General features: G+C 70.0%; 20 protein-coding genes and 2 pseudogenes. 18 read left to right on the plus strand and 4 right to left on the minus strand.

Annotated features, from left to right (window positions below; translation table 11 throughout):
* Positions 1 to 12: 12 nt before the first annotated feature.
* From AB0L65_RS36095 to AB0L65_RS36105, 3 genes are all read left to right on the plus strand, one after another.
* A complete protein-coding gene (locus tag AB0L65_RS36095) occupies positions 13 to 1,143 on the plus strand; it encodes a histidine kinase (protein ID WP_364254787.1) in 1,131 nt (376 codons plus the stop codon).
* A complete protein-coding gene (locus AB0L65_RS36100; protein WP_364254790.1) occupies positions 1,140 to 1,763 on the plus strand; it encodes a response regulator transcription factor in 624 nt (207 codons plus the stop codon). Before AB0L65_RS36095 ends, AB0L65_RS36100 begins: the two co-directional genes overlap by 4 nt.
* A gap of 147 nt (positions 1,764 to 1,910) precedes the next feature.
* On the plus strand, positions 1,911 to 2,411 hold the full coding sequence (locus AB0L65_RS36105) for a hypothetical protein (protein WP_364255282.1): 501 nt from the start codon (positions 1,911 to 1,913) through the stop codon (positions 2,409 to 2,411).
* 26 nt (positions 2,412 to 2,437) lie between these two features.
* Here AB0L65_RS36105 and AB0L65_RS36110 read toward each other — a convergent pair.
* Positions 2,438 to 2,572, minus strand: a pseudogene (locus AB0L65_RS36110) (transposase domain-containing protein); the annotation flags it as partial.
* A 634-nt stretch (positions 2,573 to 3,206) separates the two neighbouring features.
* Between AB0L65_RS36110 and AB0L65_RS36115 the strand changes: the two are divergent.
* The 8 genes and pseudogenes from AB0L65_RS36115 (at position 3,207) to AB0L65_RS36150 (ending at position 14,151) form a co-directional block, all read left to right on the plus strand.
* Positions 3,207 to 3,713 (plus strand): F0F1 ATP synthase subunit B, encoded by a 507-nt coding sequence (locus tag AB0L65_RS36115; RefSeq protein WP_364254793.1) that lies wholly within the window; start codon positions 3,207 to 3,209, stop codon positions 3,711 to 3,713.
* A gap of 40 nt (positions 3,714 to 3,753) precedes the next feature.
* A pseudogene (locus AB0L65_RS36120) lies at positions 3,754 to 4,129 on the plus strand (transposase); the annotation flags it as partial.
* A 602-nt stretch (positions 4,130 to 4,731) separates the two neighbouring features.
* Positions 4,732 to 5,757 carry a hypothetical protein gene (locus tag AB0L65_RS36125; protein ID WP_364254796.1) on the plus strand — a complete coding sequence of 342 codons (1,026 nt, stop codon included), beginning with the start codon at positions 4,732 to 4,734 and terminating at the stop codon, positions 5,755 to 5,757.
* 38 nt (positions 5,758 to 5,795) lie between these two features.
* Positions 5,796 to 7,166 carry a vWA domain-containing protein gene (locus tag AB0L65_RS36130; RefSeq protein WP_364254799.1) on the plus strand — a complete coding sequence of 457 codons (1,371 nt, stop codon included), beginning with the start codon at positions 5,796 to 5,798 and terminating at the stop codon, positions 7,164 to 7,166.
* Positions 7,163 to 8,113 (plus strand): DUF6569 family protein, encoded by a 951-nt coding sequence (locus AB0L65_RS36135; RefSeq protein WP_364254801.1) that lies wholly within the window; start codon positions 7,163 to 7,165, stop codon positions 8,111 to 8,113. Before AB0L65_RS36130 ends, AB0L65_RS36135 begins: the two co-directional genes overlap by 4 nt.
* A 235-nt stretch (positions 8,114 to 8,348) precedes the next feature.
* Complete coding sequence (locus tag AB0L65_RS36140; protein WP_364254804.1) at positions 8,349 to 11,237, plus strand: M36 family metallopeptidase; 2,889 nt, start codon at positions 8,349 to 8,351, stop codon at positions 11,235 to 11,237.
* A 126-nt stretch (positions 11,238 to 11,363) separates the two neighbouring features.
* On the plus strand, positions 11,364 to 12,596 hold the full coding sequence (locus AB0L65_RS36145) for an amidohydrolase family protein (protein ID WP_364254807.1): 1,233 nt from the start codon (positions 11,364 to 11,366) through the stop codon (positions 12,594 to 12,596).
* 313 nt (positions 12,597 to 12,909) lie between these two features.
* Positions 12,910 to 14,151 carry a low temperature requirement protein A gene (locus AB0L65_RS36150; protein WP_364254810.1) on the plus strand — a complete coding sequence of 414 codons (1,242 nt, stop codon included), beginning with the start codon at positions 12,910 to 12,912 and terminating at the stop codon, positions 14,149 to 14,151.
* Here the strand turns inward: AB0L65_RS36150 and AB0L65_RS36155 are convergent.
* The gene (locus AB0L65_RS36155; RefSeq protein WP_364254812.1) at positions 14,115 to 15,032 is read right to left on the minus strand and encodes an RNA polymerase sigma-70 factor; all 918 of its coding nucleotides are present in this window, start codon (positions 15,030 to 15,032) and stop codon (positions 14,115 to 14,117) included. The genes AB0L65_RS36150 and AB0L65_RS36155 overlap by 37 nt on opposite strands.
* Positions 15,033 to 15,235: 203 nt before the next feature.
* Between AB0L65_RS36155 and AB0L65_RS36160 the strand changes: the two genes are divergently transcribed.
* The 3 genes from AB0L65_RS36160 (at position 15,236) to AB0L65_RS36170 (ending at position 17,332) form a co-directional block, all read left to right on the plus strand.
* Positions 15,236 to 15,580: a hypothetical protein gene (locus tag AB0L65_RS36160; RefSeq protein ID WP_364254814.1), complete on the plus strand. Its 345-nt coding sequence runs from the start codon at positions 15,236 to 15,238 to the stop codon at positions 15,578 to 15,580.
* A 135-nt stretch (positions 15,581 to 15,715) separates the two neighbouring features.
* Positions 15,716 to 16,690, plus strand: coding sequence for an alpha/beta hydrolase (locus AB0L65_RS36165; RefSeq protein WP_364254817.1), 975 nt, complete (start codon positions 15,716 to 15,718; stop codon positions 16,688 to 16,690).
* 48 nt (positions 16,691 to 16,738) lie between these two features.
* Positions 16,739 to 17,332, plus strand: a complete 594-nt coding sequence (locus AB0L65_RS36170; RefSeq protein ID WP_364254820.1) for an NAD(P)H-dependent oxidoreductase — start codon at positions 16,739 to 16,741, stop codon at positions 17,330 to 17,332.
* A 145-nt stretch (positions 17,333 to 17,477) separates the two neighbouring features.
* Here AB0L65_RS36170 and AB0L65_RS36175 read toward each other — a convergent pair whose 3' ends face one another.
* Entirely contained in the window at positions 17,478 to 17,891 is a 414-nt protein-coding gene (locus AB0L65_RS36175) for a hypothetical protein (protein ID WP_364254823.1), read from the minus strand.
* 124 nt (positions 17,892 to 18,015) lie between these two features.
* Positions 18,016 to 19,335, minus strand: a complete 1,320-nt coding sequence (locus tag AB0L65_RS36180; RefSeq protein WP_364254826.1) for a serine hydrolase domain-containing protein — start codon at positions 19,333 to 19,335, stop codon at positions 18,016 to 18,018.
* Positions 19,336 to 19,589: 254 nt separating this feature from the next.
* Between AB0L65_RS36180 and AB0L65_RS36185 the strand changes: the two genes are divergently transcribed.
* The 4 genes from AB0L65_RS36185 to AB0L65_RS36200 all read left to right on the plus strand — a co-directional run bounded on the left by AB0L65_RS36185 (position 19,590) and on the right by AB0L65_RS36200 (position 23,912).
* Entirely contained in the window at positions 19,590 to 20,582 is a 993-nt protein-coding gene (locus AB0L65_RS36185) for a LacI family DNA-binding transcriptional regulator (RefSeq protein ID WP_364254829.1), read from the plus strand.
* Positions 20,583 to 20,892: 310 nt separating this feature from the next.
* Complete coding sequence (locus tag AB0L65_RS36190) at positions 20,893 to 21,789, plus strand: sugar ABC transporter permease (RefSeq protein ID WP_364255273.1); 897 nt, start codon at positions 20,893 to 20,895, stop codon at positions 21,787 to 21,789.
* Positions 21,782 to 22,609 (plus strand): carbohydrate ABC transporter permease, encoded by an 828-nt coding sequence (locus tag AB0L65_RS36195; RefSeq protein ID WP_364254832.1) that lies wholly within the window; start codon positions 21,782 to 21,784, stop codon positions 22,607 to 22,609. Before AB0L65_RS36190 ends, AB0L65_RS36195 begins: the two co-directional genes overlap by 8 nt.
* A 22-nt stretch (positions 22,610 to 22,631) precedes the next feature.
* On the plus strand, positions 22,632 to 23,912 hold the full coding sequence (locus tag AB0L65_RS36200; RefSeq protein WP_364254835.1) for an ABC transporter substrate-binding protein: 1,281 nt from the start codon (positions 22,632 to 22,634) through the stop codon (positions 23,910 to 23,912).
* Positions 23,913 to 23,914: the final 2 nt, after the last annotated feature.

A 23,914-nucleotide genomic window follows, 5' to 3' on the forward strand; every position in this document is an offset into this window, starting at 1 on the left:
GGGAGTCCGCCGGTGGCCCAGGACAGCGAAGCGCAGGTCAGGTGGTTGACGACGGCCGTCGTCGCGGTCACCGGGGCACTGTGGGGGCTCACCCCGCTCGCCTTCCTGCTCAACGGCGACCCGGGCCGGGCCCTGATGGCGCTCGTACTGCTCGGAGGGCTGCTCGTGGTGTACGCCAGGATCGTCGCCCGGCACATCGCGGGCACGAGCCAGGGGCGTCACCGGGCGCGGACCTTCCTGCTGTTCGCCGTCGTCGTCTACGGGGCGATCCCGTTCCAGGGATCGGTGTGGATCTACACGCCGCTCGTCGTCGCCACCGCCGGGCTGCTCCTGCTGCCCTTCCGGTACGGCGTCATCGTGCTCCTGGTGGTGGCCGCCGCCGAGTACCCGCTGACGCTCGTCGAGTGGGCCCCGGTGGCATCCTCCGCGGCGCAGCGGAGCGCCGGAGTGCTCGTCGCCTCGGTGGTCGCCGCGGGCATCGTGCACTACGCGAGGTTCGTGCGGGAGCTGCGCGAGCTGCGGGTCGCGCTGGCCGAGATGGCCGTGGACCAGGACCGGCTGCGGCTGGCGGGGCAGCTGCACGACCTGCTCGGCCAGACGCTGGCGTCGATCACCCTGAAGACGGAGCTGGCCCTGGCCCTGGTCGACGTGGACCGCAGGCAGGCCGCCGCCGAGCTGGAGGGGACGATCGCCATCGCCGGCGAGGCGCGCGCGGAGATCGGCGAGGTCGTGGAGGCCAAACGCTCGCTCGACCTGGGCGCGGAGCTGACGGCGGCCGCCGCGCTGATCGAGCTCACCGGCGCGAGCTGCGACCTGCGCCTGGGCTTCAAGGAGATCGACAAGGAGACCGGCGGCGTACTCGGCTGGATAGTACGCGAGGCGGCCACGAACATCGTCAGGCACAGCGACGCCCGGCACTGCCTGATCGAGCTGGACGAGGTCGACGGACGCGTTCAACTGCTGGTGCGCAACGACGGCACTCGCCGCGAAACGGGCCATCAACCCGGTTCGGGGCTCGCCGGGTTGCGTCGGCGGGTGGAGAAACTGGGCGGATCCCTGGAGGCGGGCGCCACCGGGGAAGGCGTGTTCCAGCTGCGGGTGTGCCTGCCCGCCGTACACGATCGGGAGAGTGGTCACCGATGATTCGCGTCCTGCTCGCAGAGGACCACGGCGTCGTCAGGGGCGCCCTCACGGCCCTGCTGAACCTCACGGGCGACATCGAGGTCGTGGCCGAGGCCGACCGAGGTGACAAGGTCGTCCCGCGCGCTCTCGCCTGCAACCCGGATGTGGCCGTCATCGACATCGAGATGCCGGGCATCGACGGCGTCGAGGCCACCCGCCGTCTCAGACCGGCGATGCCGGACTGCCGCGTGCTCATCCTCACCGGCCTCGCCAGCGCCGGGCTGCTGAAGCGGGCGATGGAAGCGGGAGCGAGCGGATTCCTGCTCAAGGACGCCCCCACGGAGCGGCTGGCCGAGAGCATCCGCCGGGTCTCCCAGGGCGAGCGGGTGATCGACGCCTCCCTGGCCCTGGCCGCGATGAGCGCCACGGTGACCCCGCTCACCGAGCGGGAGGTGGCCGTGCTCGGCCTGGTCGGTTCGGGCGCCAGCACCGGCGAGATCGCCGCCGAACTGCACCTGTCGGCCGCGACGGTCCGCAACTACATCTCCAGCGCCATCACCAAGACCGGCGCCCGCAACAGGACCGACGCCGTCCGCATCGCCGCCGAATCAGGCTGGATCGAGGGTCTCCGCCACACCTGACCGGCCCTTGCTCATCCGGCATGCCGATCCTGGGGGCGGCGGGGTGCGGCGAAAGCGCGACGACAACGGCACGACAACGCCACGACAGGTCCGTTTCCTAACGTGTCTGTGCAAGGGGGACCCGGTTCGACACGGAGGGGAACACACATGCGTGGAAGGCAACTCGGCCTGGTCGTGGCTTCGGCGGCCGTCGTCACGGGGGCGCTCCTGACCGCCCCGGCCGCGGCGGGGGCGGCGACGACCACGGGCACGACGGCGGCGACGGGGGCGCGGGCGGCGGCAGGGCCGATCGACTGCGGCGGGTGGTGGCACTACACCGGAAACAACCCGCAGTCCGTACGGATGGTGCGGTGGGGCGGCGCCAACGGGCGTCCCCAGTTCAACGTCATGTCCGGCTACATCCAGGGCATCCAGCACGGCTGGGCCCAGCTCTCCGGGGCCAAGAAGGGCGACTGGGTCACGCTGGACGTGACCACCGACGGCGGCAGGACGTGGGGGTACTGCGGGCCGTTCGAGGCGCGCTGGGACGGCGAGATCGTCATAACGCCGGCCGCGCGCACGTCGAGCGACCCGAACCTGAAGTTCCGCGCCTGCGGCGCCCCGGCGGGAGTCCCCGGCAGCCGGGCGGTCTGCACGACGCCCTGGTGATCTGAACCGGGGTACACAAACGCGATCAGCAGGTGGACGACCACGTGTGCAGGGAGCTTGCGAACGCGACGCTCCCCGCACACGTGCGTGGTGATGGCCGCGTCCAGGACCTGGCGAGGGATCAGCGAGGTCAGCGCGCCAACAGTGCCCAGATCCGTCAACCGCCCCGAACTGCCTGCATCGCCTGGGGAAGATCACCGAAAGACGCAACCAGAAAGATCGCTATCTAAACGGCATTGGAGCGCTCACCGGACTCCCAGTACTCCAGTGGCACTTCGCGATCACGCCTGTAATTGGGCGGCGAGCGCTGCGCTCGACTCGGCCGCCAGCCCTTTTCACCCGTCCTGCACCGGGGCCCGGAGTTGCGTGCCCGGCATGGCGAGAACTGGCCAGCGACCTCGCCACTTTGGTCCCGGGCTGGGCACGCGCTGCCGTGGACCCAGGCGCAGGCACATCCGTGGAACGCGGGTCAAGTGTTCAGCACCGCCGACGAATCACGGTTGAACCCACCAACTCCGACGCATTACTGCCAAATATTGAGCGGTCCCGGGCCAATCTCTTCGCTTGCTGTCTCTTCGATTAAACCTCAGCGGGGTGCGCTGTTCGTTCCCCGCAGTGAGGATACCCATCGGCTTCAGCATGGATGTAATCGGCGCGATCGCAACGCTTTCTTCACTGCCTTCGAGATGTTAATTTAGTTTTTACATGTGCTCCTTTTCGTGATGCTGACCTCGATGTACGTCGGCAATTCGCTGCGCGTGGGCTCTGACGACCACGCCGACGAAAGGTCTATTCGTGAACCCCCTCTTCCCGGACAACTACTACGAGCCCGTTATCGGACTCGTCACGTTCCTCATCACTCTGTTCGTCGTCGGCAAATTGCTGGTACCACGCTTGCAGAAGACGCTAGCCGAGCGGGCCGACGCGATTGACGGCGGAATCATGAGGGCAGAGGAGGCCCAAGCCGAGGTCCGGAATCTGCAGCGGCAATACCACGAGCTGCTGGAAGAGGCCCGGCGCGAAGCGGCACTGCTGCGGGAGGAGGCCCGCGAGCAGGGCGCGCAGATCAGGGCTGAGCTCCGTGCGCAGGCGCAGGCCGAGGCTCGCCACCTCATCGGGGCGGCGCACGCCCAGATCGAGGCCGACAGACAGGCGGCGTTCGCCCAAATCCGCACGGAGATCGGCCGTCTGTCGACCGACCTGGCGGGCCGCATTATTGGGGAGTCATTGGAGGAGGACGTGCGGCATACCGGCATCGTGGAGCGATTCCTGGATGAGCTGGAGAACCGAACGGTCTCGTGAGGTAGCGGGCCGACGCGCCGGATTGACCGGCCCTCAGGCCATGCAACGCCTGCTGCGCACCGCGTGCTGGGACGCTGATGCCCTGCGTGATGACGTGCGCGGCCATGTCATCCGAACAGCTCGGCCAGGACGGTGTGCCGATCGTGGACGAGACCGGCTTTCTCAAAAAGGGCACCGGCTCGGCCGGGGTGCAGCGGCAATACACCGGCACCGCGGGACGGATTGAAAACAGTCAGGTCGGCGTGTTCCTGGCCTACGCCACAGGCTGCGGGCGGGCGCTGGTGGACCGGCGGCTCTACTTGCCGGAACGCTCCTGGCCGGCCGACCCCGGCCGGTGCGCCAAGGCCGGAGTGCCCGCCGAGGCCACCTTCGCCACCAAGCCCGCTCTGGCGACCGAGATCATCGCCGAGGCGCTGGATGCCGGTCTGCCGGCGCGCTGGGCCATGCCCGAGATCCGTAGGCTGCCAGCCATCCTCATCTTGGCCCGTTCCCGCACCACAGACCAGGTCCTGCACTGGTCACAGTGGAGCCGCCGCCATCAAGCCACCGCTCGACGCTGCCACTACCAGCGCAGATCCCACCCGTGACCGCGAAGTGTCACTGGAGTACTAATGCGGTGCGCCCTGCAGCGAACGGGTGGTCGGGTAAAGGCGATCAATGTCGCCCCGGTTGGCGAATAAACGACGCGCCATCGGCCGACCTGCCTCGGAAGGCACCCGGTCCGGGGTGGGCATCAGGCGGCCCACCGCTTCGCAGGTCAACGGGTGGGTTCGATGGCGCCGTTCAGGCGCGGGTGCGCCGTCAGGCGCGCCCCTGGGAGGGCAGTCCGAGCGGAGCGAGGTCCTTTGGGGTCAGGGTGGGTGTCAGCAGGCCCACCATCCAGTCGGGCAACGGGTGGGTGGTTTCTCGGCCCACCTACCCCGGTCAGCTTCGCTGACGTATTAGCCTGATAATCGCGTCCCGTTTTTTTCGGATGGGAGAGCGAATGAAGGCCGATCCCGTTGTTCTGCTTACGGCGGTGTTCAGTCTCGTCCTCGGTCTCGGTGCCTTCGCCTGGCAGTGGCGCGCGCCGGACGGCGGAAACGAGCGGGTGCACATGATCTCCTGGACCCTGCTCGCCCTCTTTCCCGTCACGCTGCTGTTCTCATTCTTCCCGCAGAGCCAATTCTCCGCCGAGATCAAGGGTGCCACCATGACGGGCGCCGTCGGGTTGTGGGCGTTCATCTGGTGGTACGGGCTGCGTTCCCTGCGCACCGCGGGCCGGGCCGACGAATACCGGAAGGAGATCCGCGCGCTGCGGGAGCAGATCGACACGCATGCCAAGATGCGGCAGCCGCGGCCCATCGAGGAGACGCGCACGTACGAGTACACGGTCCACGGCCGGCCCTCCCGGCGGCTCGTGCTGATCACCGGCGACCTGCGCAACGTCAAGGACGTGGACGTCTGGGTGAACTCCGAGAACACCGACATGCAGATGTCCAGGTTCCACGAGCGGTCGATCTCCGCCGTCATCCGGTACGAGGGCGCGCGGCGCGACCCCCTGACCGAGCGGGTGGTCGAGGACTGCGTGGCCGACGAGCTCGGCCGGCGGGTGGGCGCCAACGTGCCCGTGGAGCCGGGGACCGCCATCGTGACCGGGGCGCACCAGCTCGGCGAGCGCAACGGCGTCATGGGGATCGTGCACGCCGCCGCCGTCCACGGGGCCGCCGGCGTCGGGTACCGCCGGGTGGACAATCTGGGTACGTGCGTGCGCAACGTGTTCCTGCGAGCCGAGGAGATCACCGACGGCGGGCGGCGGGCCGCCTCGATCGTGTTTCCCATCTTCGGGACCGGCGAGGCGGCGGCCGACGTCGAGTCCACGGTCCAGAGCATGCTGACGGCCATTGTCGCCCACCTGACCGACGGCCGCCCCCGGCACGTCGAAACCGTCTATTTGCTGGCCTACACCGACGCGGAATTGGCGGTCTGCGAAAAAGCACTTGACGCCGGGGCGCATATCTCTCCGGCTGGGAAGGCCGGGAAGAAACGTACCCGGCAAAAATAGGTGTCGCCCGGCGGGCCGGATTCCTTAATCTCGATCTCGTGGACACCCCGACTCTTCTCCAGCATTTCAGGACGTACGACGCCCCTTTGGTCCTGTCCAGGGGCGGCGATCTGGCCTGGGACGACGCGGAGCTCCACCGCACTGCCCGGCTGAGCGACCCCGAGGGATACGCGCTGCTGGCGCTGGTGCCCGGTGTGCTCCCCTGGCAGCGGGCCCGCGTGCTGCTGTGCACGCTGGCCGCCTCGCAGGACGGCCTGGACGAGCGCACCCGCGCGACCCTGGCCAAGGTCACGAGGGCGCTCATGTTCGGCCTTCCGCCGGCGTACGCCGTCACCGCGCTCCTGGCGCTGCGGCGGCTGCGCGTCAACCACAAGCACGCCACGCGGGCCGTCGTCGCGTTCGTCCTGGAGCACCCGGAGGCCGACGCGCTCATCGAGGCGCGCCGGCCGGCGCTGGTCGACTGCTTCGAGCACGCGCTCGGCAAGGCGACCGCGCGCGGGTGCGCCCGCCTGATCGCGGAGGGCGACACCGGCTCCGGACGGCTGCGCAGGAGCCTGCTGCGCTTCACCTCCGACCCGGCCGCGGCGATCGGGCGGGTGCGCGCGCTCTACGCGCCCGGCACGTACGGCGCGGAGGCCCCGCAGGAGCCGCCGGCGCCGCTCGACCAGGTCGGGGAGCGCCCGCCGGTCGTGACGCCGACCAACCGGGGCGACATCGCCGCGACGCTGGTGCACCTCTACCGGGGTGGGCCGGCCGCCGAGCTGCGGCCCGCGCTGGCGGGCTACGTTGCCGAGGCGACGCGCGGGCTGCCGCGCCTGGCCGGCCACGTGGCCGTGGTGCTCGACACGTCGGGCTCCATGCGCGGGTACGGCGACCGCGAGTGGGCGGTCATGTCGCAGGCCGCGGCGCTGAGGCTGGTCCTGGCCGAGGTCTGTGAGCGCCTCACGGTGGTCGAGACGGGTGAGGTTTGCGAGCGCCTCACGGTGATCGAGGCCGCCGAGGCCCCCGAGGTCCGTGAACGCCTCACGGCGGGCGAGACCGTCGATGGCGCGACGGTCGATGGCGCGACCGACCTGGCGACCCGGCTGCTCGACGCCCTGGACACCCGCCCCGACCTGGTGGTGATCGTGACCGACGGCTACGAGAACGTCCTGCCGGGCGACCTGGCCAGGGTGGCGGCCACGCTGCCCCGCGCGGGCGTCACCACTCCGGTGGTGCTCTGCCAGGCCACGTTCACCGCCGGCGACGACCTGACCCTGCGCGACCCGGCGCCGCAGCTGCCGCGCCGGCCGTTCTGGCATCAGGACGACTTCGCCGGGCTGCTGCCGTGGCTGTTCGGCCACTGCGCGCCCGGCCGTGACTGGATCCGTACGGCCATGCTGAGCCGACTGGAAGGAGGACGCACATGACCGCACTCGAGACGCTCCTGCCCGCGCCGCTCGACCTGCGCGGCTACCGCGCGGGCGCGCCGCAGCGCGCCGGGGCGCTGACCATGGTGCCGATCTGGGGCCCTGAGCGGCCCGGCATCGTGCCGCCCCGCTCCGGGCTGAAGCTCGAGCGGGTCGTCGGGTACGGCCAGGTCGAGCTGCTCAACGGTGCCCGCGAGGGTGTGGCGATCGTGCCGCTGCACATCGGCTACATCCAGGACGCCGCCCAGAACCACGCCCTGTGCTCGGCGGCGCTGATGGGTGCCGGGCAGACGAGGCGGTTCGACGACGCCTGCTGCGTCCAGGCCAGTCAGGGCGGCTACCTGGAGGGCCGCGACCAGTGGTTCTTCGTGCTGCCGGTCGAGCTGCGGGCCAAGGCGCTGGAGCTGCGCGGGCACCACGACTACGCCAAGCTGTGGCCGGACATCTCCGAGCTCAACGCCGCGTGCGGGCTGCCGTCGCGCGGGCACCTGGAGCAGATCCTGTCGCGCAAGCGGGCGACGCTGACCCAGTTCCAGGGCCGGCTGGAGCTGCTGCCGGGGCAGCTCGGCGCGCTGTTCTTCGTGGGTGACAGGTTCGCGGGGCTGGAGTTGGCGCCCGGTCCGGTGTACTTCGCCGAGATGTGGATGGCGCTGGTCTGCTTCGCGTACGGGGTCGCCGCCTGGCGGGCCGAGCCCGAGCGGGCCCACGCGGAGCCGTACGAGGCGGGCAGCCTGGCCGAGCTGCGCGCGGAGCTGGCGCTCGACCGGGCAGCCCGTCAGGCAGAGGTGGCCTCCTGGCTGCCCGCGCCGGCCGGCGACGTGCGCATGGTCGAGGAGGAGCGCTACCTCGACCTGCGGCTGTCCACCGTGACCGGCGACGGGCTGGCCGGTCAGGTGGTCACCGAGCACGGGCGGCCGGTGTACGCGTCGCTGTTCGCGAGCCGGTAAATCCGGTTGCGGCGGGTCCACGACGACAGGTTGAATGATCAGTGCGGGAACTGCGCCGGGCACGGCGGGCTCAACCCCTCATGCCATGTAAGGGCGTCGTTTTGAGAACGGCTCTATGGTCCGCCGAGGCGCTGGCCACCGGTCCCGCACTGAGATCTTGCCAGCCCCCGGACTCGGTGTTACCTCTTGCGGGATGCGTGCAATTCGCGCATCCCTGAGACGCAGGAGGGAACCGTTGTCCTGGTTACGCAGTGCACTCGTCGCCGTCGCGCTCGCCGCGTCGGCACTACCCCTCGCAGGGCCCGCCCGGGGCGAACCCGGCGGGCAGGCCCCCGTCCATGACTTCCAGGCCGAAGAGCACGGCAAGCCGGACGTGGACAACCGGCAGGGCAGGGTCGCCCCGCCCGCCGGGCTGAACGCCCGCAGCGCCGGGTCGGCGGCCGAGATCCGCTGGAACGCTCTCGGCACCCCCGCGGCCGTCACCAGCGCCGAACCGCTGGCCGAAGGACTCGGGTCCGATCCCGAGCAGGCCGCCCGCACGTACCTCAAGAACAACCCCGCCGTCTTCGGCCTGTCCGCGCAGGCGGTGGACGCGCTGGAGCGGGTCGCGGTCAACCCCGTCGGCGCGGGTCACGCCGTGCTGCTGCGCCAGCGCTTCGGCGACCTGCCGGCCGGCGTGGACGGCCTCGTCGCGGTCGGCGTGGTGAACGGCCAGATCAGGCACGTCACCTCCTCGCTGTCCCGCGAGACGGAGGCGCCGCCGGCCGCGACGATCACCGCGCAGCAGGCGCTGGAGATCGCGGCCAGGGACGGCGGCATCGACCTGGCCACGGCGGCCACCAAGCAGGCGACGCCGGTGGCGGTGCCCGCTCCCGACGGGGTGCACAGCGCGTACCAGGTGGTCCTGATCGGCGGCTCGAGCGGCGAGGCGGCGGGGTTCACGACGCACGTGGACGCCGTCAGCGGCGCCATCCTCGTACGGGAGAACCTGGTCGACCACTTCGACCCCGAGAACCCGCGCTGGAAGGCCTTCCCGGCGAACCCGCGCGACGACTACTCCTCCCGCGACACCCGCCAGACCTGGTGCTTCGCGGCGGGCCCCGGCTGCGACTACGTGACCGGCGGCGACCCGGCGACCGGCAAGGCGTGGGACGTCGACCACACCACGGACGCCTCGACGAACACCAGCGCCGGCAACGCGACCAAGACGACCGAGAACCGGGCGAACGGCGACCCGTTCTCCGTCGGGACCCGCACGAACGTGCTCACCCCGAGCAGGAACTACCTCTTCCCGTGGAAGAACACCTGGCACGAGTCCAAGTGCGACCCGGCGGTGTTCGACCAGGACGGCGAGGCCGACCTGGAAGCCGCCATCGCCAACCTGAACGCGATGCACAACAGGATGCACGACTGGTCGTATCGGCTCGGCTTCACCGAGACCGCCTGGAACATGCAGGCGGACAACGGCGCCCGCGGCGGCCTCGGCGGCGACGCCGAGCAGGGGAACGCGCAGGCCGGCGCGCGGGTGCTGTCCGTGCGCGACAACGCCAACCAGATCACCGGCCCTGACGGGCTCGCGCCGATCACGAACATGTACCTGTGGCAGCCGATCGCCGGCTCGTTCTACTCGCCCTGCGTGGACGGCGACTACGACATGTCGGTCATCGGCCACGAATACACGCACGCGATCTCCGGCCGCATGATCGGCGGCCCGAACGCCGGCTGGAGCGGCGCCCAGGCCGGGGCCATGAACGAGAGCACCTCCGACCTGTTCGCGATGGAGCACCTCTTCGAGTACGGCTTCCGCCCCTCGGGCCTGACCCCGTACGTGACCGGCGGCTACGTGACCGGGGACAAGGAACGCGGCATCAGGAACTACGACATGTCCAAGTCGCCGCTGAACTACAGCGACGTCGCGTACGACATCGTCGGCCAGCAGGTGCACGCGGACGGCGAGATCTGGTCGGCGACCCAGTTCGACGTGCGCGCGGCGTTCGTCAAGCGGTACGGCGATGGCACGGCCAGGCAGCAGCGGGCCTGCGCGGACGGGCAGACACCGGTCGAGCGGTGCCCGGGCAACCGGCGCTGGGCGCAGCTGTCGTTCGACGCCCTGCTGCTGATGGCCTCGGGCGCGGTCAGCTACGTCGACCACCGCGACGCGCTGCTGGCGGCCGACGCGATGCGGTTCGGCGGCAAGAACCAGGACATCATGTGGCGCGCGTTCGCCGAGCACGGTCTGGGCAAGGGCGCGGCCAGTACCGGCGCGAACGACGCCGACCCGACGCCGAGCTTCGTCAACCCCGCGGGCAAGAACGGCTCGCTGCAGCTCAAGCCGCTGGGTGAGGCGAAGGGTGCGGCGCTGCGGCTGTACGTGGGCGACTACGAGGGCCGCGCGGTCCCGGTCGCCGACACCGACCCGGCGACGCCGCTGGGCGACACGGTGGAGATGACGCCCGGCGTGTACTCGTTCATCGTGGCGGGCAACGGGTTCGGGCACACGCGGCTGAAGTTCGTGGTGGTGGGCGGCGTGCAGTTGCCGCTCCCGCTGCCGCTGACCCGCAACCTCGCCTCGGCGGCGGGCGGCGCGACGGCCACGGGCGACGGCGTCAACCAGACCAAGCTGATCGACGAGACCGAGGCCACGAACTGGGCCTCGCTCACCGGCGCGCCCGCCGGCAAGTCGGTCGTCGTGGACCTGGCGGGCGACGCGCCGGTCAAGGTCCGCCGCGTGCAGGTGAGCGCGATGCTGCGGCCCAACGTCAACGACGCGGCCGACCCCGGCGGGCAGAACCGCTTCTCCAGCGTGCGCTCGTTCGAGGTGCTGGCCTGCGGTTCGGGCTGCACCGACCCGGCGAACTTCACGAAGATCTACACCAGCCCCGCGGACGCCTTCAAGTCGGGGCTGCCGCGTCCCCGGGGCGCCGACATGATCTTCAAGTCGTTCGACGTGCGGGCCACGAGTGCGACGCATCTGATGTTCCGGGTGCTCAGCACGCAGTGCACCGGCAATCCGCTGTACGCCGGTGAGCAGGACCAGGATCCGAACTCCGCGACGGACTGCGCCACGGCCAGCCCGCAGCGGGAGCAGGTGAGGGCGGCCGAGTTCCAGGCGTTCTCGCACTGAGGTCGTGATTCTTTACGGCCCGCGTCCTGTTGGGCGCGGGCCGTTCGCGTGCTTGCTTCCATGTAGTTCGAGGCCGTACTATTCGAGGCAGATCTAGTTAGATGTCGAATTATCTGGGGGAGAAGTATGCGTACCCTGATCCGTGGTGTCCGGGTCTTCGACGGCGAGCGGACCGTGCCGGCGGCCGACGTGGTGATCGACGGCGACCGCATCGTCACGGTCGCCATCGGCGGCGACCGTATCGGCGCGGTCGTCGGCCACGTGGACACCGTGATCGACGGCGCTGGAAAGACCCTGCTGCCGGGCCTGATCGACGCGCACACGCACGCGTTCGAGGGCGACCTGGCCGAGGCGCTGACGTTCGGCGTCACCACCGAGCTCGACATGAACAACCTGCCGCCGCTCCTCGCCGCTCAGCGCCACCAGGCCGCCGAACGCGACGACGTGGCCGACATCCGCAGCTCCAGCATGATCGCCACCGCCCCGCATGGGCACCCGACCCAGATCATGACCGCGGACGTGCTCAAGGCCCTCGGCACGGACCGCACCCTCGACACGGTGGCCGACTCGGGCGAGGCCAAGGCGTTCGTGGAGGCGCGGCTGGCCGAGGGCGTCGACTACCTCAAGATCGCCATCGACGACGGCGGGTCGTCCGGGATGCGGCTGCCCGCCCTCGGCCCCGAGCTCGCCGCCGTCCTGGTCGAGGCCGGGCACGCCGCCGGCCTGCGGGTCATCGCGCACACGGTCACCGCCAGGGAGGCGCTCATCGCCCTGGACGCGGGCGCCGACGGGCTGGCGCACCTGTACTCCGACGTGAACGAGGAGCAGTCCGAGGACATGGCGGCCAGGGTCGCCGCGTACGACGCGTTCGTGATCAGCACGATCACCTACATCGAGGCCGTCACCGGCGACCCGAACGGCCGGGAACTGCTGCGGGACCCGCGGATCGCCGCGCGCATGTCGGACCGCTCGAAGGCCACGTTCGGCCGGGAGTGGGCGGACATCCCCATGCACTCCCAGGGCGTCATCAACGCCTCGCACGCGGCCACGGCCCTGCGGCGCGCGGGGGTGCCGGTGCTGGCGGGCACGGACTGCACCCCGTTCGGGCCGGTGCACGGGGCGGGCCTGCACCACGAGCTGCTCCTGCTGACGGAGGCGGGCTGGACGGCGGAGCAGGCGCTCGCGGCGGCGACCGGCACCACGGCCCGCCTCTTCGGCCTGACGGACCGGGGCCGCATCGCCCCTGGCCTCCGTGCCGACCTGCTGCTCGTGAACGGCGACCCGACCACGGACATCACGGCGTCCCGGGCCATCGAGGAGGTGTGGCGAGGCGGCGTACGACGTAGGTTGGCCGACTGACACCCACCCTGCCAAAAGGATCAGCCCGGTCGATTGACCGCGTAATTGTTCGATCGGTCGTTACCCCATGTCGGCCCCACGATGCTTGCCGGCTGGGCGAGATCGGCCTGACCGAGGTGATGGCCGCGCTCAGTGCTCCGATCCGGCTCGGCCTGCTGCGGGTACCGGCCGACAGCCGTGACGCGGGTGGGGCGAGTCGCAGGCGCCGGTGGCCAAGTCAACGCTCAACTGTGTCGTGCCGAGTTGTCACAGACCGGGCTGCCGCCCTGTCTTACAGACGGACCGGACGTTGCGCAGCGACAGGAGCGAGACCTTGCCACCCACCGGCACCACCATCCGCCTTCGGGTCCGGATGAGCGCCCGCCCCATCGACGAGCCGCACCGCGCTTCGAGCCAGCTCGAGCTGCTGTTCGACCTCACCTTCGTGGTCGCGGTCGCCGCCGTCACCGCCCAGCTCGCGCACAACCTCGCCGACGGTCACGGCCTCGCCGCACTGGTCCCGTTCCTCCAGGTGTTCTTCGCGATCTGGTGGGCGTGGATGAACTTCACCTGGTTCGCCTCGTCCTACGACACCGACGATGTCGCCTACCGGCTGCTGACGATGGTGCAGATGGCCGGTGTGCTGACCCTCGCCGCCGGCGTGCCCGCCGCGTTCAGCCACTCCGACTACGGCATCATCACCCTCGGCTACGTCATCATGAGGATCGGGCTCGTCGCCCAATGGCTGCGAGCCGGTCTCGAAGACCCGGCCCGCCGACGCACCGCGCTGCGCTACGCCGCCGGCATCAGCCTCGTGACGGCGGGCTGGGCGCTGCGCTACCTGTTCGCGGAGCTGGGCCTGCTGCCCTCCTTCGCCGGGCTGCTGGTCCTTGTCTTCCTGGACGTACTGGAACTCTCGGTGCCGCGGTGGGCCGAACGGGCCAGGCCCACCACCTGGCACCCGCACCACATCGCCGAGCGCTACGGCCTGTTCACGATCATTCTGCTCGGTGAGAGCGTGCTGGCCGCGAGCAGGGGAGTCGAGGGAGCGCTCGAAGCGGGCCAGATCAGGGGGGCCTTCGTCGTCATCGCCGGTTGCGGGCTCGTGCTGCTGTTCGCGCTTTGGTGGCTGTACTTCCTCATCGAGGCGGGGGAGGGGCTCAGTGACCGCCGGCATCGCTCGTACCTGTGGGGGTACGGCCACTACGGCATCTTCGCGGCACTGGCGGCCCTCGGCGCGGGGCTGGAGGTGGCGGTGGAGCAGAGCGGGCACGCGGTCGCGGCGTCGCCGCAGGCACTCGGCTACGCTGTCGCCATCCCGGTCGGTGCGTATCTCGCGCTGCTGTGGGCCGCGCACGCGCTGGTCGCCGCCGAGCCCGTCATCTATCCCGCCGCGGTCCTGGGCTGCGTCGCCGCCGTCCTGCTGCTGCCGCTCGCGGCGCCCTGGATCGGGGTGGCCGCCGTGGTCGCGGCGATCACGGCCCTCTGCGTGCTGCTGGTCGCCGTCTCGATCACGACCGCGGCCGCCGGGACGCGTGGTCAGGGCCCGCGGCTGTCCACCCCCGCCGAGTCGTGACCTTCCGCGCTGGTGGACACCGCGGTGAGCTTGGCGGGGTTCATCATCCACAGCACCTGGTCGATGCCCTGGTCCGAGGCGTTGACGGTGACGACCGTGAACACCTGTCCGTCGCGGCTCAGCAGCGCTGAGGTCTGGCCGTTCGTGCTCGCCCAGGCCACCTCGACCCCGGCCCAGAACCGGCTCGCGAACGCCCTCACGTACTTCGCCACCCGCTCCGCGCCCGCCACGGGGAACCGGGAGGCGCGGACGGCCCCGCCGCCGTCGGAGTAGCTGATCACGTCCGCGGCGAAGAGCTCTTCCAACGCGGTCATGTCGCCGGAGCGGGCGGCGGCGACGAAGGCGATGAGGAGGCGGCGTTGTTCGGCTTGGGTCACGGGGGTGCGGCGGGCGACGAGGACGCGTTTGCGGGCTCGGCTGACGAGCTGGCGTATGGCGGGTTCGTTGAGTTCGAGGATGTCGGCGATCTGCCGGTAGGGGTAGTCGAACGCCTCTCGTAGCACGTAGGCGGCGCGTTCGGTGGGGGAGAGCCGTTCCAGGAGGAGCAGGACGGCGAACTCCAGGGCTTCGGCGCGCTCGGCGCCGAGGTAGGGGTCGGCGCCGGTGTCGACGGGTTCGGGCAGCCAGGGGCCGAGATAGGTCTCGCGGCGGACGCGGGCGGATTGCATGGCGTTGATCGCCAGCCGGGTGGTCGTGGTGGCCAGGAAGGCGGCGGGGTCGTCGACCGTGGCGCGGTCGTAGGCCTGCCAGCGCAGCCAGACGTCCTGGACCAGGTCTTCCGCTTCGGTGACGCTGGCCAGCATCCGGTACGCGATCCCGAACAGGCGTGGTCGCACACCGGCGAACACCGCCGCCGCCTGCTCCAGCTCCTTCACCGCCATCGCCCCCTTCGGCTGCCACCTGCCGCCTACCCCTTGAGCAGCGAGGGCAGACCGGCGGCAGGTAACAGTACCGGGAGATCTCCGCTGGTCAGCTCTGGATGGACTTGGTCTCGAGATACTCCTCGAGGCCGTGGCGGCCGAACACGGCGCCGGTGAGCCCGTACGTCGTGCTGTTGGCGATCTCCACGGCTTGGTCGTCGCCGGTGCTGCTCGGAGGCCATCGGGCCGATGCCGGTGGCCTCGTCCGCCGGGTCGTCGACGACGTGAACCTGACCGGCGTACCCCCGATGCGGCGCAACCCGCGGCTGTCCGACCACGAGCCGGGCAGCGCGATCAGGGCCGCGCAGGAAGAGTTCAACCGTACCTACTGCACCCTGCTGAGCCGGCTCGAGCAGGCCTTCAACGGCAGCCCGAAGCAGCTCGGGGCCGCCACCGGCACCATGTACGCGCTCAAGGGCCAGGCCCAGGCCCTGATGCGGATGCCCGACGAAGACGGCACCACCGCCGGCCCCACCTTCGAATACGTGGCGCCCGAACTGCGGCGGTGAAGCGCAGGCGGCACCCCGCCCAGGCGAACCGGGCTGGCGGATGCGCTCAATCAGGTCCTGCCCACGCAAAAGCCAATTGCGCTACTCTTGGTATCGATACTTGAGGTAGCGAAACTAGCGGGCTGGGGAGGACACATGAGCGAGGTCACCGCAACGGAGCGGTCGCCGCTGGGCATCCGGTTGATGCATGCCCTGGGAAAGGAGCCGGACTGGTTGGCGATGACGGCCGAGGAACTGGTCGTCTTGCGCGATGCGGTGAACCGCAAGCGGTCGTCCCGCCTGGCCCGGCTGATCACCGGATTTCCGGACCGCGGCGCCACGATCCAGTGGCAGGAGGTGGCGCTGCACGACCGCAGGCTCCGGGTCCGGGTCCACCGGCCCTCGGGCGGGCAGGCCGGCTTGCCTCTGGTGCTCCACGTGCACGGAGGCGGGTTCGTGGGCACGGCGGTGCAGAGCGACTGGGTCAACAGCCACCTCGCCGCGCGGCTGCCCGCGGTCGTCGTCTCGGTCGAGCACCGCCTCCTCGACCAGGAGACCCCGCTGTCGGCGGCCGTCGACGACGGCTGGGACGTGCTCCGGCACGTGGTGCGGCACGCCGGGCAGTGGGGAGTCGACCCGGCACGGGTCGCCGTCTTCGGTGAGAGCACCGGCTCGTTGGTCACTGCCCTGGCCGCGATCCGGGCCAGGGAGTCCGGCCTGCCCCTGCGGGCGCAGGTGCTGGTCAACGCCGCTGTCGACCTGACCTCGGCGGGGTTCGACCACGCCTCCATGCACCGACACGCCCATGGCCCGGGCCTCACCATGACGCAGATGCGGCTGTTCCAGCGGCTCGCCGTTCCGCCCGGATCGGATCCTCGTACGGTGTCGCCGCTGTACGCCGGCGACCTCGGCGGGCTGGCCCCGGCACTCGTGGTGGTGCCGACCATCGATCCGGTGGCCGACCACGGCCGCTGCTACGCCGAACGGCTGCGGGCGGCCGGGACGCCCGCGCGGCTCACCGAACATCCCGGAGCGACGCACGCGTTCCTCAGCATGCCGGGCCTGGTGCCGCAGGCGAAGGCCGCGCGGGCGGAGATCGCCGCGTTCCTCCGAGAGGCCTTCACCGGGTGATGGATCCCGGAGGATCCAGGAGTTGCGCGAGCGCACGAGAATAGGTGCGTGACTCACGTCCACATCGTCTACGCGCATCCGAGCGAGCGAAGCTTCACGCGCGAGGTTCTCGACGCGTTCCTGGGCGGGCTCGACGACGCCGGCCACCCGCGTACGGTCTCGGACCTCTACGCGATGGAGTTCCGCTCGGAGCTCACCTTGGAGGAGTACGAGCGCGAGTCCGGCCACCGCGCTGACGCGCGCGTCCCCGATGACGTCGCCGCTGAGCAGGCCAGGCTCAATGCCGCCGACGTGTGGGTGTTCATCTATCCGGTGTGGTGGACGGACTGCCCGGCGCGGCTCAAGGGCTGGTTCGACCGCGTGTGGACGACGGGGTTCGCGTACAAGCCCGCAGGCATGCGCGCGGCTCGGCAGGCGCTCGTCCTGTGCACGGCCGGGTACAGCGTCGCCGAGCTCGACGCGTCGGGTTGCCACCAGGCGATGAGGACGACCATGCTCACCGACCGGATCGGCGAGCGGGCGAAGGCGAGCGAGTTCGTCGTGTTCGGGGGTTCGGTGCTGCGCGATGGCGACCCCGATCACTGGGCCGCCGTCAAAGCCGGGCATCTGGCACGGGCAGCCGAGTTGGCGCGGTCCCTCTGACCGGCGGCGGTGAGCCAGGCCCTAACGCAGCTGCGGCGACCGAGCGCCCGCCCGTTGACCGACGAAGCGCGGAAAGGCCCGGCGCGCGGGGCGCCGGGCCTGGGGACCGCGTGTGGAGACGAGGTGGGTCAGGAGATCAGGCGGCTTAGTAGATGCGGTACTTGCGGCCGCAGTTGTCGAACTTGCCGGCCCAGCAGGTGAACGTGTAGACCTTCTTGATCCCCTTGCCGCTCCAGTTCCCGACCACCTTGCCGTCGAACGAGCGGTTGAACTTGTGCCAGCTGCCGTTCTGGTAGAACTCGAACCACACCCAGCCCTTCTTGCCGCCGACCTTGTCCACGCCGTACCACTTCGTGTGGACCACGTGGCCGCTCTTCCACGTCTTGCCGAACGTGTAGGCCTTGCGGTCACTGGAGAAGAACTTCCCCCAGCTCGTCCCCGTCGAAGTGGTGCCGGCAGCCGTGGTGGCGGTGGCGGCCTGGGCGGCGACCGGGCTCATGGCGAGGCCGGTGACAGCCATCGAACCGGCCAGAGCCGCGATCGCGAGAGTCTTACGCATTGGGTTCCTCCCCGTTTGTCGTGCACCGGTTGATCCGGCAGCAGGGACATTACGGAGAATCCATGCGATCAACTGTGGACAAATCCGCACTACGAGAGTGATGGGCAGCACACCTGCCAGGTGATCAACGGGCCGCGGCAGCGAGCCTGTCCGCCGGGAACGGGGTGAGCGGGAGCCGGGAGGACTTGGCCTGGGGCGCGGTGGTCCCGCACAGGGACAGGAACAGGTGGTCGACCAGGGCGAAGTCGATCGGGCTCGGGACGATCTCGCCGTTCTCGTCGATCCGCTGGTACTTCGCCAGGTTCATCCCGAAGGACAGCTGGCGGCTGCCGTCCGGGCTGGACAGTGACTGCGTGATCATCCCGAACACGCCCCCGTCGTGACCCCAGAAGCGGCCGCACGGCAGGTCGAGGGAGTAGAGGCCGAGGCCGTAGTTGATCGCGGCCCCGCCGGCCAGCACCGTCACCGTCTTCTGCATCTCGGCGACCTGCGCGGCGCCGACCAGCTCGCCGCGCAGCAGCGCGCGGTAGAAGCGGTTGAGGTCGTCCATCGTGGACACGATCGCGCCTGCCGTCCCGCCCCACGACATGTTGTAGACGCTGTAGTCGCGCGGCGGGTCGATCAGGCCGAACAGCGACTCGTACGCCTTGGAGTGCGGCCCCGGGATGACCGGGGTGCGCGGGAACGACGTGTGCCGCAGGCCCGCCTTGCGGATGACGTTGCGGGTGACGTACCGCTCGGCGTCCGTGCCCGTCACCTTCTCCAGGAGCAGGCCGGCCAGGATGTAGTTGGTGTTCGAGTACGACCCGGGGATCGCCCCGGGCTCGCCGGTCGGGGCGGCGGCCAGGCCCATCCCGACCAGTTCCTTCGGGGTGAACGTGCGGAAGCGGTTGTCGTCCAGGCTCTTGCCCGAGCCCTCCAGCAGCGACGGGAACGCCAAGCCGATGTAGTCGCCGATGTGGCTGGTGTGGTTGAGCAGCATCCGTACGGTGATCCGCTGGCCGCGGTCACCCGGGACCAGGTCGGGGAGGTAGCGGCCGATCGGGGCGTCCAGGTCGATGGCGCCGCGCGCCACCTGCTGGAGGATGGCCACCGAGACGAACGTCTTGGTGATGCTGCCCACCCGGTGCACCATGTCGGGCCGTACGGGGCGGCGCGTGTCGACATCGGCCACGCCGGACGCGCCCTGCCAGGTCTGGCCCTGGTCGCGAACCTGCGAGTAGATGCCGTACATGCCCGCCTCGTGGACGGCGTCCAGGGACTTCCGGAGCGCCTGCCGGTCCAGCCCGCCGTCCTGGCTCGTCCCGGTGGCGCTCGTCGTCTGCGCGGCGGCCGGTGCGGTGAGGGTCGCCGCGGCGAGCACGGCCCCCATCCCGGTCGCGAGGGCCAGCCGCCTGGCACGGCCCACGGTCGATAGCAGTGTCCTGAATCGGAGGGATGTCATGGTCGTCAGCATGATTGAGCCGGGCTCGTGAGGTTAGTCCGCTGTGTCACCGGGTCCCCATGAGCCGTGTCACCGGGTCCCCATGACACGGGTCATCCCGAACCCATGACACTCTCGGCCTTACGGACGATGCGCCTGGCGGGTGAGCAGGCCCGCCGATCCGGTACGGGTACTCTTCTAAACCGGTCTGTTCACCGTCGGAAAGGACACTGCGGATGCCCCATGCGGCGAGGCCCACGGTCACGCTGCACGACGTGGCCGCGGCGGCCGGAGTCTCGATCTCCACCGCGTCCAGGGTCCTGGGCGGCAGCACGCGCAAGGTGGCGCCCGAGAACGAGGCCCGCGTGCTGGCCGCGGCGGCGGCCCTGCGGTACACGGTGGACGCCTCGGCCAGGGCGATGCGCCGGGCGAGCGACTCGATCGCGCTCGTCGCCGACGACCTCACGACGCCGTCCATGGCCGTGGTCGTGGCCGCGATGGAACGCGAAGCCCGTACGGCCGGCGCGTTCGTCACCGTCTCGTCCACCATGGGAGCGGTCGAGCGGCAGCTCGAGACGGTCCGGGTGCTGCGCTCGCTGCGGCCGCGCGCGCTGGTGCTGACCTCCAGCCGGTTCATGGCGAACGCGCTCGGCGGGCGGCTGCTGAAGGAGCTCGGTTCGTACGAACGGGAGGGCGGCCGGGTCGTCATCGTCGGCGAGACGGACATGACTTTCGACGCGATCGGATTCGACGATTTCGCGGCCGGGCGCTCGGCGGGCGCATTCGTGGCGGAAACCGGGCACCGGCGGGTGGCGATATTCGGTGGCGCTCGCGAGCTTCGCAACATGGGCTCGCGTACGGCCGGTTTCATGGCCGGACTTCGCGCCGGGGGCCTTGCCGAGCGGGATATCCGGATCGTTTATTGCGAAGTCAGCCGCCAGGGCGGATTCGACGCGGCGCGGCGGCTGGCGGGGGAGGGGATGTCCGGCACGGACGCGGTTCTCGCGGTCAACGACACCGTCGCCATCGGCGCGATGTCGGGATTTCGCGCCGCCGGGCTGGCGGTTCCCGAGGACGTTTCCGTGACGGGCATCGACGATATTCCGCTCGCCGGGGATGTGACGCCGCGATTGACGACCGTCGCGCTTCCGCTGGCGCAGGCGGGGGTGGAGGCGATCCGTTTCGCACTGGGAAATGCGGGTGCGGGGCGGCGGCTCACCCTGGAGGGGCGGCTGATCGTGCGCGAAAGCACCCGCCCGAGGAAATAACCGCTCCCTTCGAGCGCGCTTGTGCCCGCTTCCGGGGAGGGCGGCGGTGGCGGCACCGGGCCCGCCGAGTTGCGTCCCGCCGGCGGACTCGCGGGTGGGCTCGATGGCGGTGGTGCTGGGGCCGTGGTGCTGCCTATGGCGGTGGCGAACGGGTCGCCGCACCGGGCGGTCTCGGGCGCTGTAGTCGGTCGGTAACACCCTTGACGCGTAGGTAACGCGCGTGCAAACTGCGGAATACGTTTTCCAACGGAATACGTTTTCCAGCAACCCCAGGAGGTCACGTGTGAGTGCTCTCGGCGAGCTCCAGCGCATGCGCAAGGGCAGCCGCGGACCCCTCGGCGGCGGCAATCGGGACAACAAGGCCGCCTTCGCGTTCCTCGCCCCCTGGTTCGTCGGCCTGCTGCTCATCACGGCCGGCCCGATCGTGGCCTCCTTCGTGCTGGGCTTCACCGACTACAACCTCATCCAGCCTCCGACCTTCAACGGCCTGGACAACTTCGCCCGCATGCTCACCGACGTCCGCCTCCACCGGGCGCTCGGCGTCACGCTGATCTACGTCGTCGTCTCCGTCCCGCTGCAGCTGGCCGCCGCCCTGGGGCTGGCGCTGCTGCTCGACAAGGGGCTGCGCGGGCTGGCGTTCTACCGCTCGGCGTTCTACCTGCCGTCGCTGCTCGGCTCCAGCGTGGCCATCGCGGTGCTGTGGCGGCAGATCTTCGGCGCCGACGGCCTGATCAACCAGCTGTTCGGCATCGAGGGCCGCGGCTGGATCTCCGACCCGGACACCGCGCTGTCGACGCTGATCATCCTGAACGTCTGGACGTTCGGCGCCCCGATGGTGATCTTCCTGGCCGGGCTGCGCCAGATCCCGAGGATGTACTACGAGGCGGCGGCCACGGACGGGGCGGGGAAGTGGACGCAGTTCAGGAGCATCACGATCCCGCTCCTGTCACCGATCGTCTTCTTCAACCTGGTCCTGCAGATCATCCACGCGTTCCAGTCGTTCACGCAGGCGTTCGTGGTCTCGGGCGGCACCGGCGGGCCGTCCGACTCGACCCTGTTCTACACGCTCTACCTGTATCAACGCGGGTTCCACAACTTCGACATGGGGTACGCCTCGGCGCTCGCCTGGCTGCTCCTGGTGATCATCGCCGGCTTCACCGCCGTCAACTTCTGGGCCGCCAAATTCTGGGTCGTTTACGATGACTGAACTCCGAAAGCTGATCAAGCACGCCGCCCTCATCCTCCTCGCCCTGGTCATGCTGTACCCGGTGCTGTGGATGGTGGTCAGCTCGCTGAGGCCCGACAACGAGATCTTCCGCCGCCCCGGCCTGATCCTCGACGGCCTCCAGACCCAGAACTACGGCGCCGGCTGGACCGCGCTGGCCTCCCCGTTCGGCCACTACCTGGCCAACTCGGCCATCCTCGTGCTGGCCTGCATCGTCGGGAACCTGGTGTCCTGCTCGATGGCCGCGTACGCGTTCGCCAGGCTGGAGTTCACCGGCAAGCGCCTGTGGTTCGCGATCATGCTCGGCACCATCATGCTGCCGATCCACGTGATCATCGTGCCGCAGTACATCCTGTTCTCCCAGCTCGACTGGGTGAACACGTTCCTGCCGCTGGTGGTGCCGAAGTTCCTGGCCACGGACGCGTTCTTCGTCTTCCTCATGGTGCAGTTCATCCGCGGCCTGCCGCGCGAGCTGGACGAGGCGGCCAGGATCGACGGCTGCGGCCACCCGAGGATCTTCCTGCGGATCATCCTGCCGCTGATGCTCCCGGCGCTCGCCACCACGGTGATCTTCACGTTCATCTGGACCTGGAACGACTTCTTCAGCCAGCTCATCTACCTGACGGACCCGGAGATGTACACGGTGCCGGTGGCGCTGCGCTCGTTCGTGGACGCCACGGTCTCGACCTCATGGGGATCCATGTTCGCCATGAGCGTGGTGTCCCTGGCCCCGGTCTTCATCGCCTTCCTCGTCGGCCAGCGCTACCTCATCCGAGGCATCGCCACGACCGGCGGCAAGTAATCCCCCGCGAAGAGGAATCATCATGCGACGAATAGCCCTCGCCATGGCGTCGGTGCTCATGCTCAGCGCGTGCGGCAGTGGCGGCAGCGCCGGTCAGGAGCTGTCGAAGGACCCGGTCACCCTCCGCTTCACCTGGTGGGGCGCGGACGAACGGCACAAGCGCACCCAGCAGGTCATCGACCTCTTCCAGAAGAAGTACCCGAACATCACGGTCAAGGGCGAGTTCAAGGACTGGAACGGCTACTGGGAGAGCCTCGCGACCACGGTGGCGGCCAACGACGCGCCGGACGTCATCCAGATGGACGAGCTCTACCTCTCCTCGTACGCCGAGCGCGGCGCCCTGCTCGACCTCGGCACCGTCGGCAAACACCTCAAGACCGCCGACTTCGACAAGTCCGCCCTGGACACGGGTGTGGTCAAGGGCAAGCAGTACGCGCTCCCCGTCGGTCTGTCCACGTACGCGATCGTCGCCAACACCGACCTCCTCGACCAGCTCAAGATCAAGCTGCCGGACGACAACACCTGGTCGTGGGAGGACCTGAAGAAGGTCGGCGACGAGGTGTCGAAAGCGGGCGGCGGCAAGGTCACCGGCCTGCAGTCACTGGGCTTCGAGGCGGGCGGGGTCAACATCTGGGCCAGGCAGGCGGGCGCGGCCCTGTTCGACGCGAACGGCAAGGTCGCCGTCCCGCCGGAGGTGCTGGCCTCGTACTGGACCTACATCAGGGACCTGGCCAAGCAGGGCGTCACGCCGTCGCCGTCGGTCACCATCGAGCGGGCCGGCGGCTCGCTCGACCAGTCGGGCACGGCCACGAACGCCTCGGTCTTCGCCACCTGGTGGAACACCCAGCTCAGCTCCCTGACCACGGCGAGCGGCGCCAAGCTGAAGCTGCTCAGGCTCCCCGGCGAGACGCAGGCCAAGTCGCCCGGCGCGTACTTTAAGTCCTCGATGTACTGGTCGATCTCGTCGCGCAGCAAGCACCCGGCCGAGGCCGCGCTGTTCGTGGACTTCCTGGCCAACAGCCAGGAGGCGGCCGACATCCTGCTGACCGACCGCGGCGTCCCCGCGAACAAGAAGATCCGCGCGGCCATCACCCCGAAGCTCACCGAAACGGACAAAGCCGCTGCTGAGTACCTGGACACCGCCAAAGTCGGGCAAGCCCCTAGAGTGACCCCGAACGGCGCCAGCGATCTCGAAGCCATCATCAAACGGCACACGGAAGAGGTGCTGTTCGACCGGGAGACGCCGGAGCAGGCGGCCAAGTCGTTCATCACGGAACTGCAGGCCGAGATCGACGGCGCCTGACA

Source organism: Nonomuraea sp. NPDC052116 (assembly GCF_040680035.1).
Classification (GTDB): Bacteria; Actinomycetota; Actinomycetes; order Streptosporangiales; family Streptosporangiaceae; genus Nonomuraea; species Nonomuraea angiospora_A.

Excerpts from the sequence above, each read along its gene's own strand:
- AB0L65_RS36100 (WP_364254790.1), top strand. The coding sequence starts at position 1,140 with ATGATTCGCGTCCTGCTCGCAGAGGACCACGGCGTCGTCAGGGGCGCC.
- AB0L65_RS36105 (WP_364255282.1), top strand. The coding sequence starts at position 1,911 with ATGCGTGGAAGGCAACTCGGCCTGGTCGTGGCTTCGGCGGCCGTCGTC.
- AB0L65_RS36135 (WP_364254801.1), top strand. The coding sequence starts at position 7,163 with ATGACCGCACTCGAGACGCTCCTGCCCGCGCCGCTCGACCTGCGCGGC.
- AB0L65_RS36145 (WP_364254807.1), top strand. The coding sequence starts at position 11,364 with ATGCGTACCCTGATCCGTGGTGTCCGGGTCTTCGACGGCGAGCGGACC.
- AB0L65_RS36155 (WP_364254812.1), bottom strand. The coding sequence starts at position 15,032 with ATGGCGGTGAAGGAGCTGGAGCAGGCGGCGGCGGTGTTCGCCGGTGTG.
- AB0L65_RS36165 (WP_364254817.1), top strand. The coding sequence starts at position 15,716 with ATGAGCGAGGTCACCGCAACGGAGCGGTCGCCGCTGGGCATCCGGTTG.
- AB0L65_RS36175 (WP_364254823.1), bottom strand. The coding sequence starts at position 17,891 with ATGCGTAAGACTCTCGCGATCGCGGCTCTGGCCGGTTCGATGGCTGTC.
- AB0L65_RS36180 (WP_364254826.1), bottom strand. The coding sequence starts at position 19,335 with ATGACATCCCTCCGATTCAGGACACTGCTATCGACCGTGGGCCGTGCC.
- AB0L65_RS36190 (WP_364255273.1), top strand. The coding sequence starts at position 20,893 with ATGCGCAAGGGCAGCCGCGGACCCCTCGGCGGCGGCAATCGGGACAAC.
- AB0L65_RS36195 (WP_364254832.1), top strand. The coding sequence starts at position 21,782 with ATGACTGAACTCCGAAAGCTGATCAAGCACGCCGCCCTCATCCTCCTC.
- AB0L65_RS36200 (WP_364254835.1), top strand. The coding sequence starts at position 22,632 with ATGCGACGAATAGCCCTCGCCATGGCGTCGGTGCTCATGCTCAGCGCG.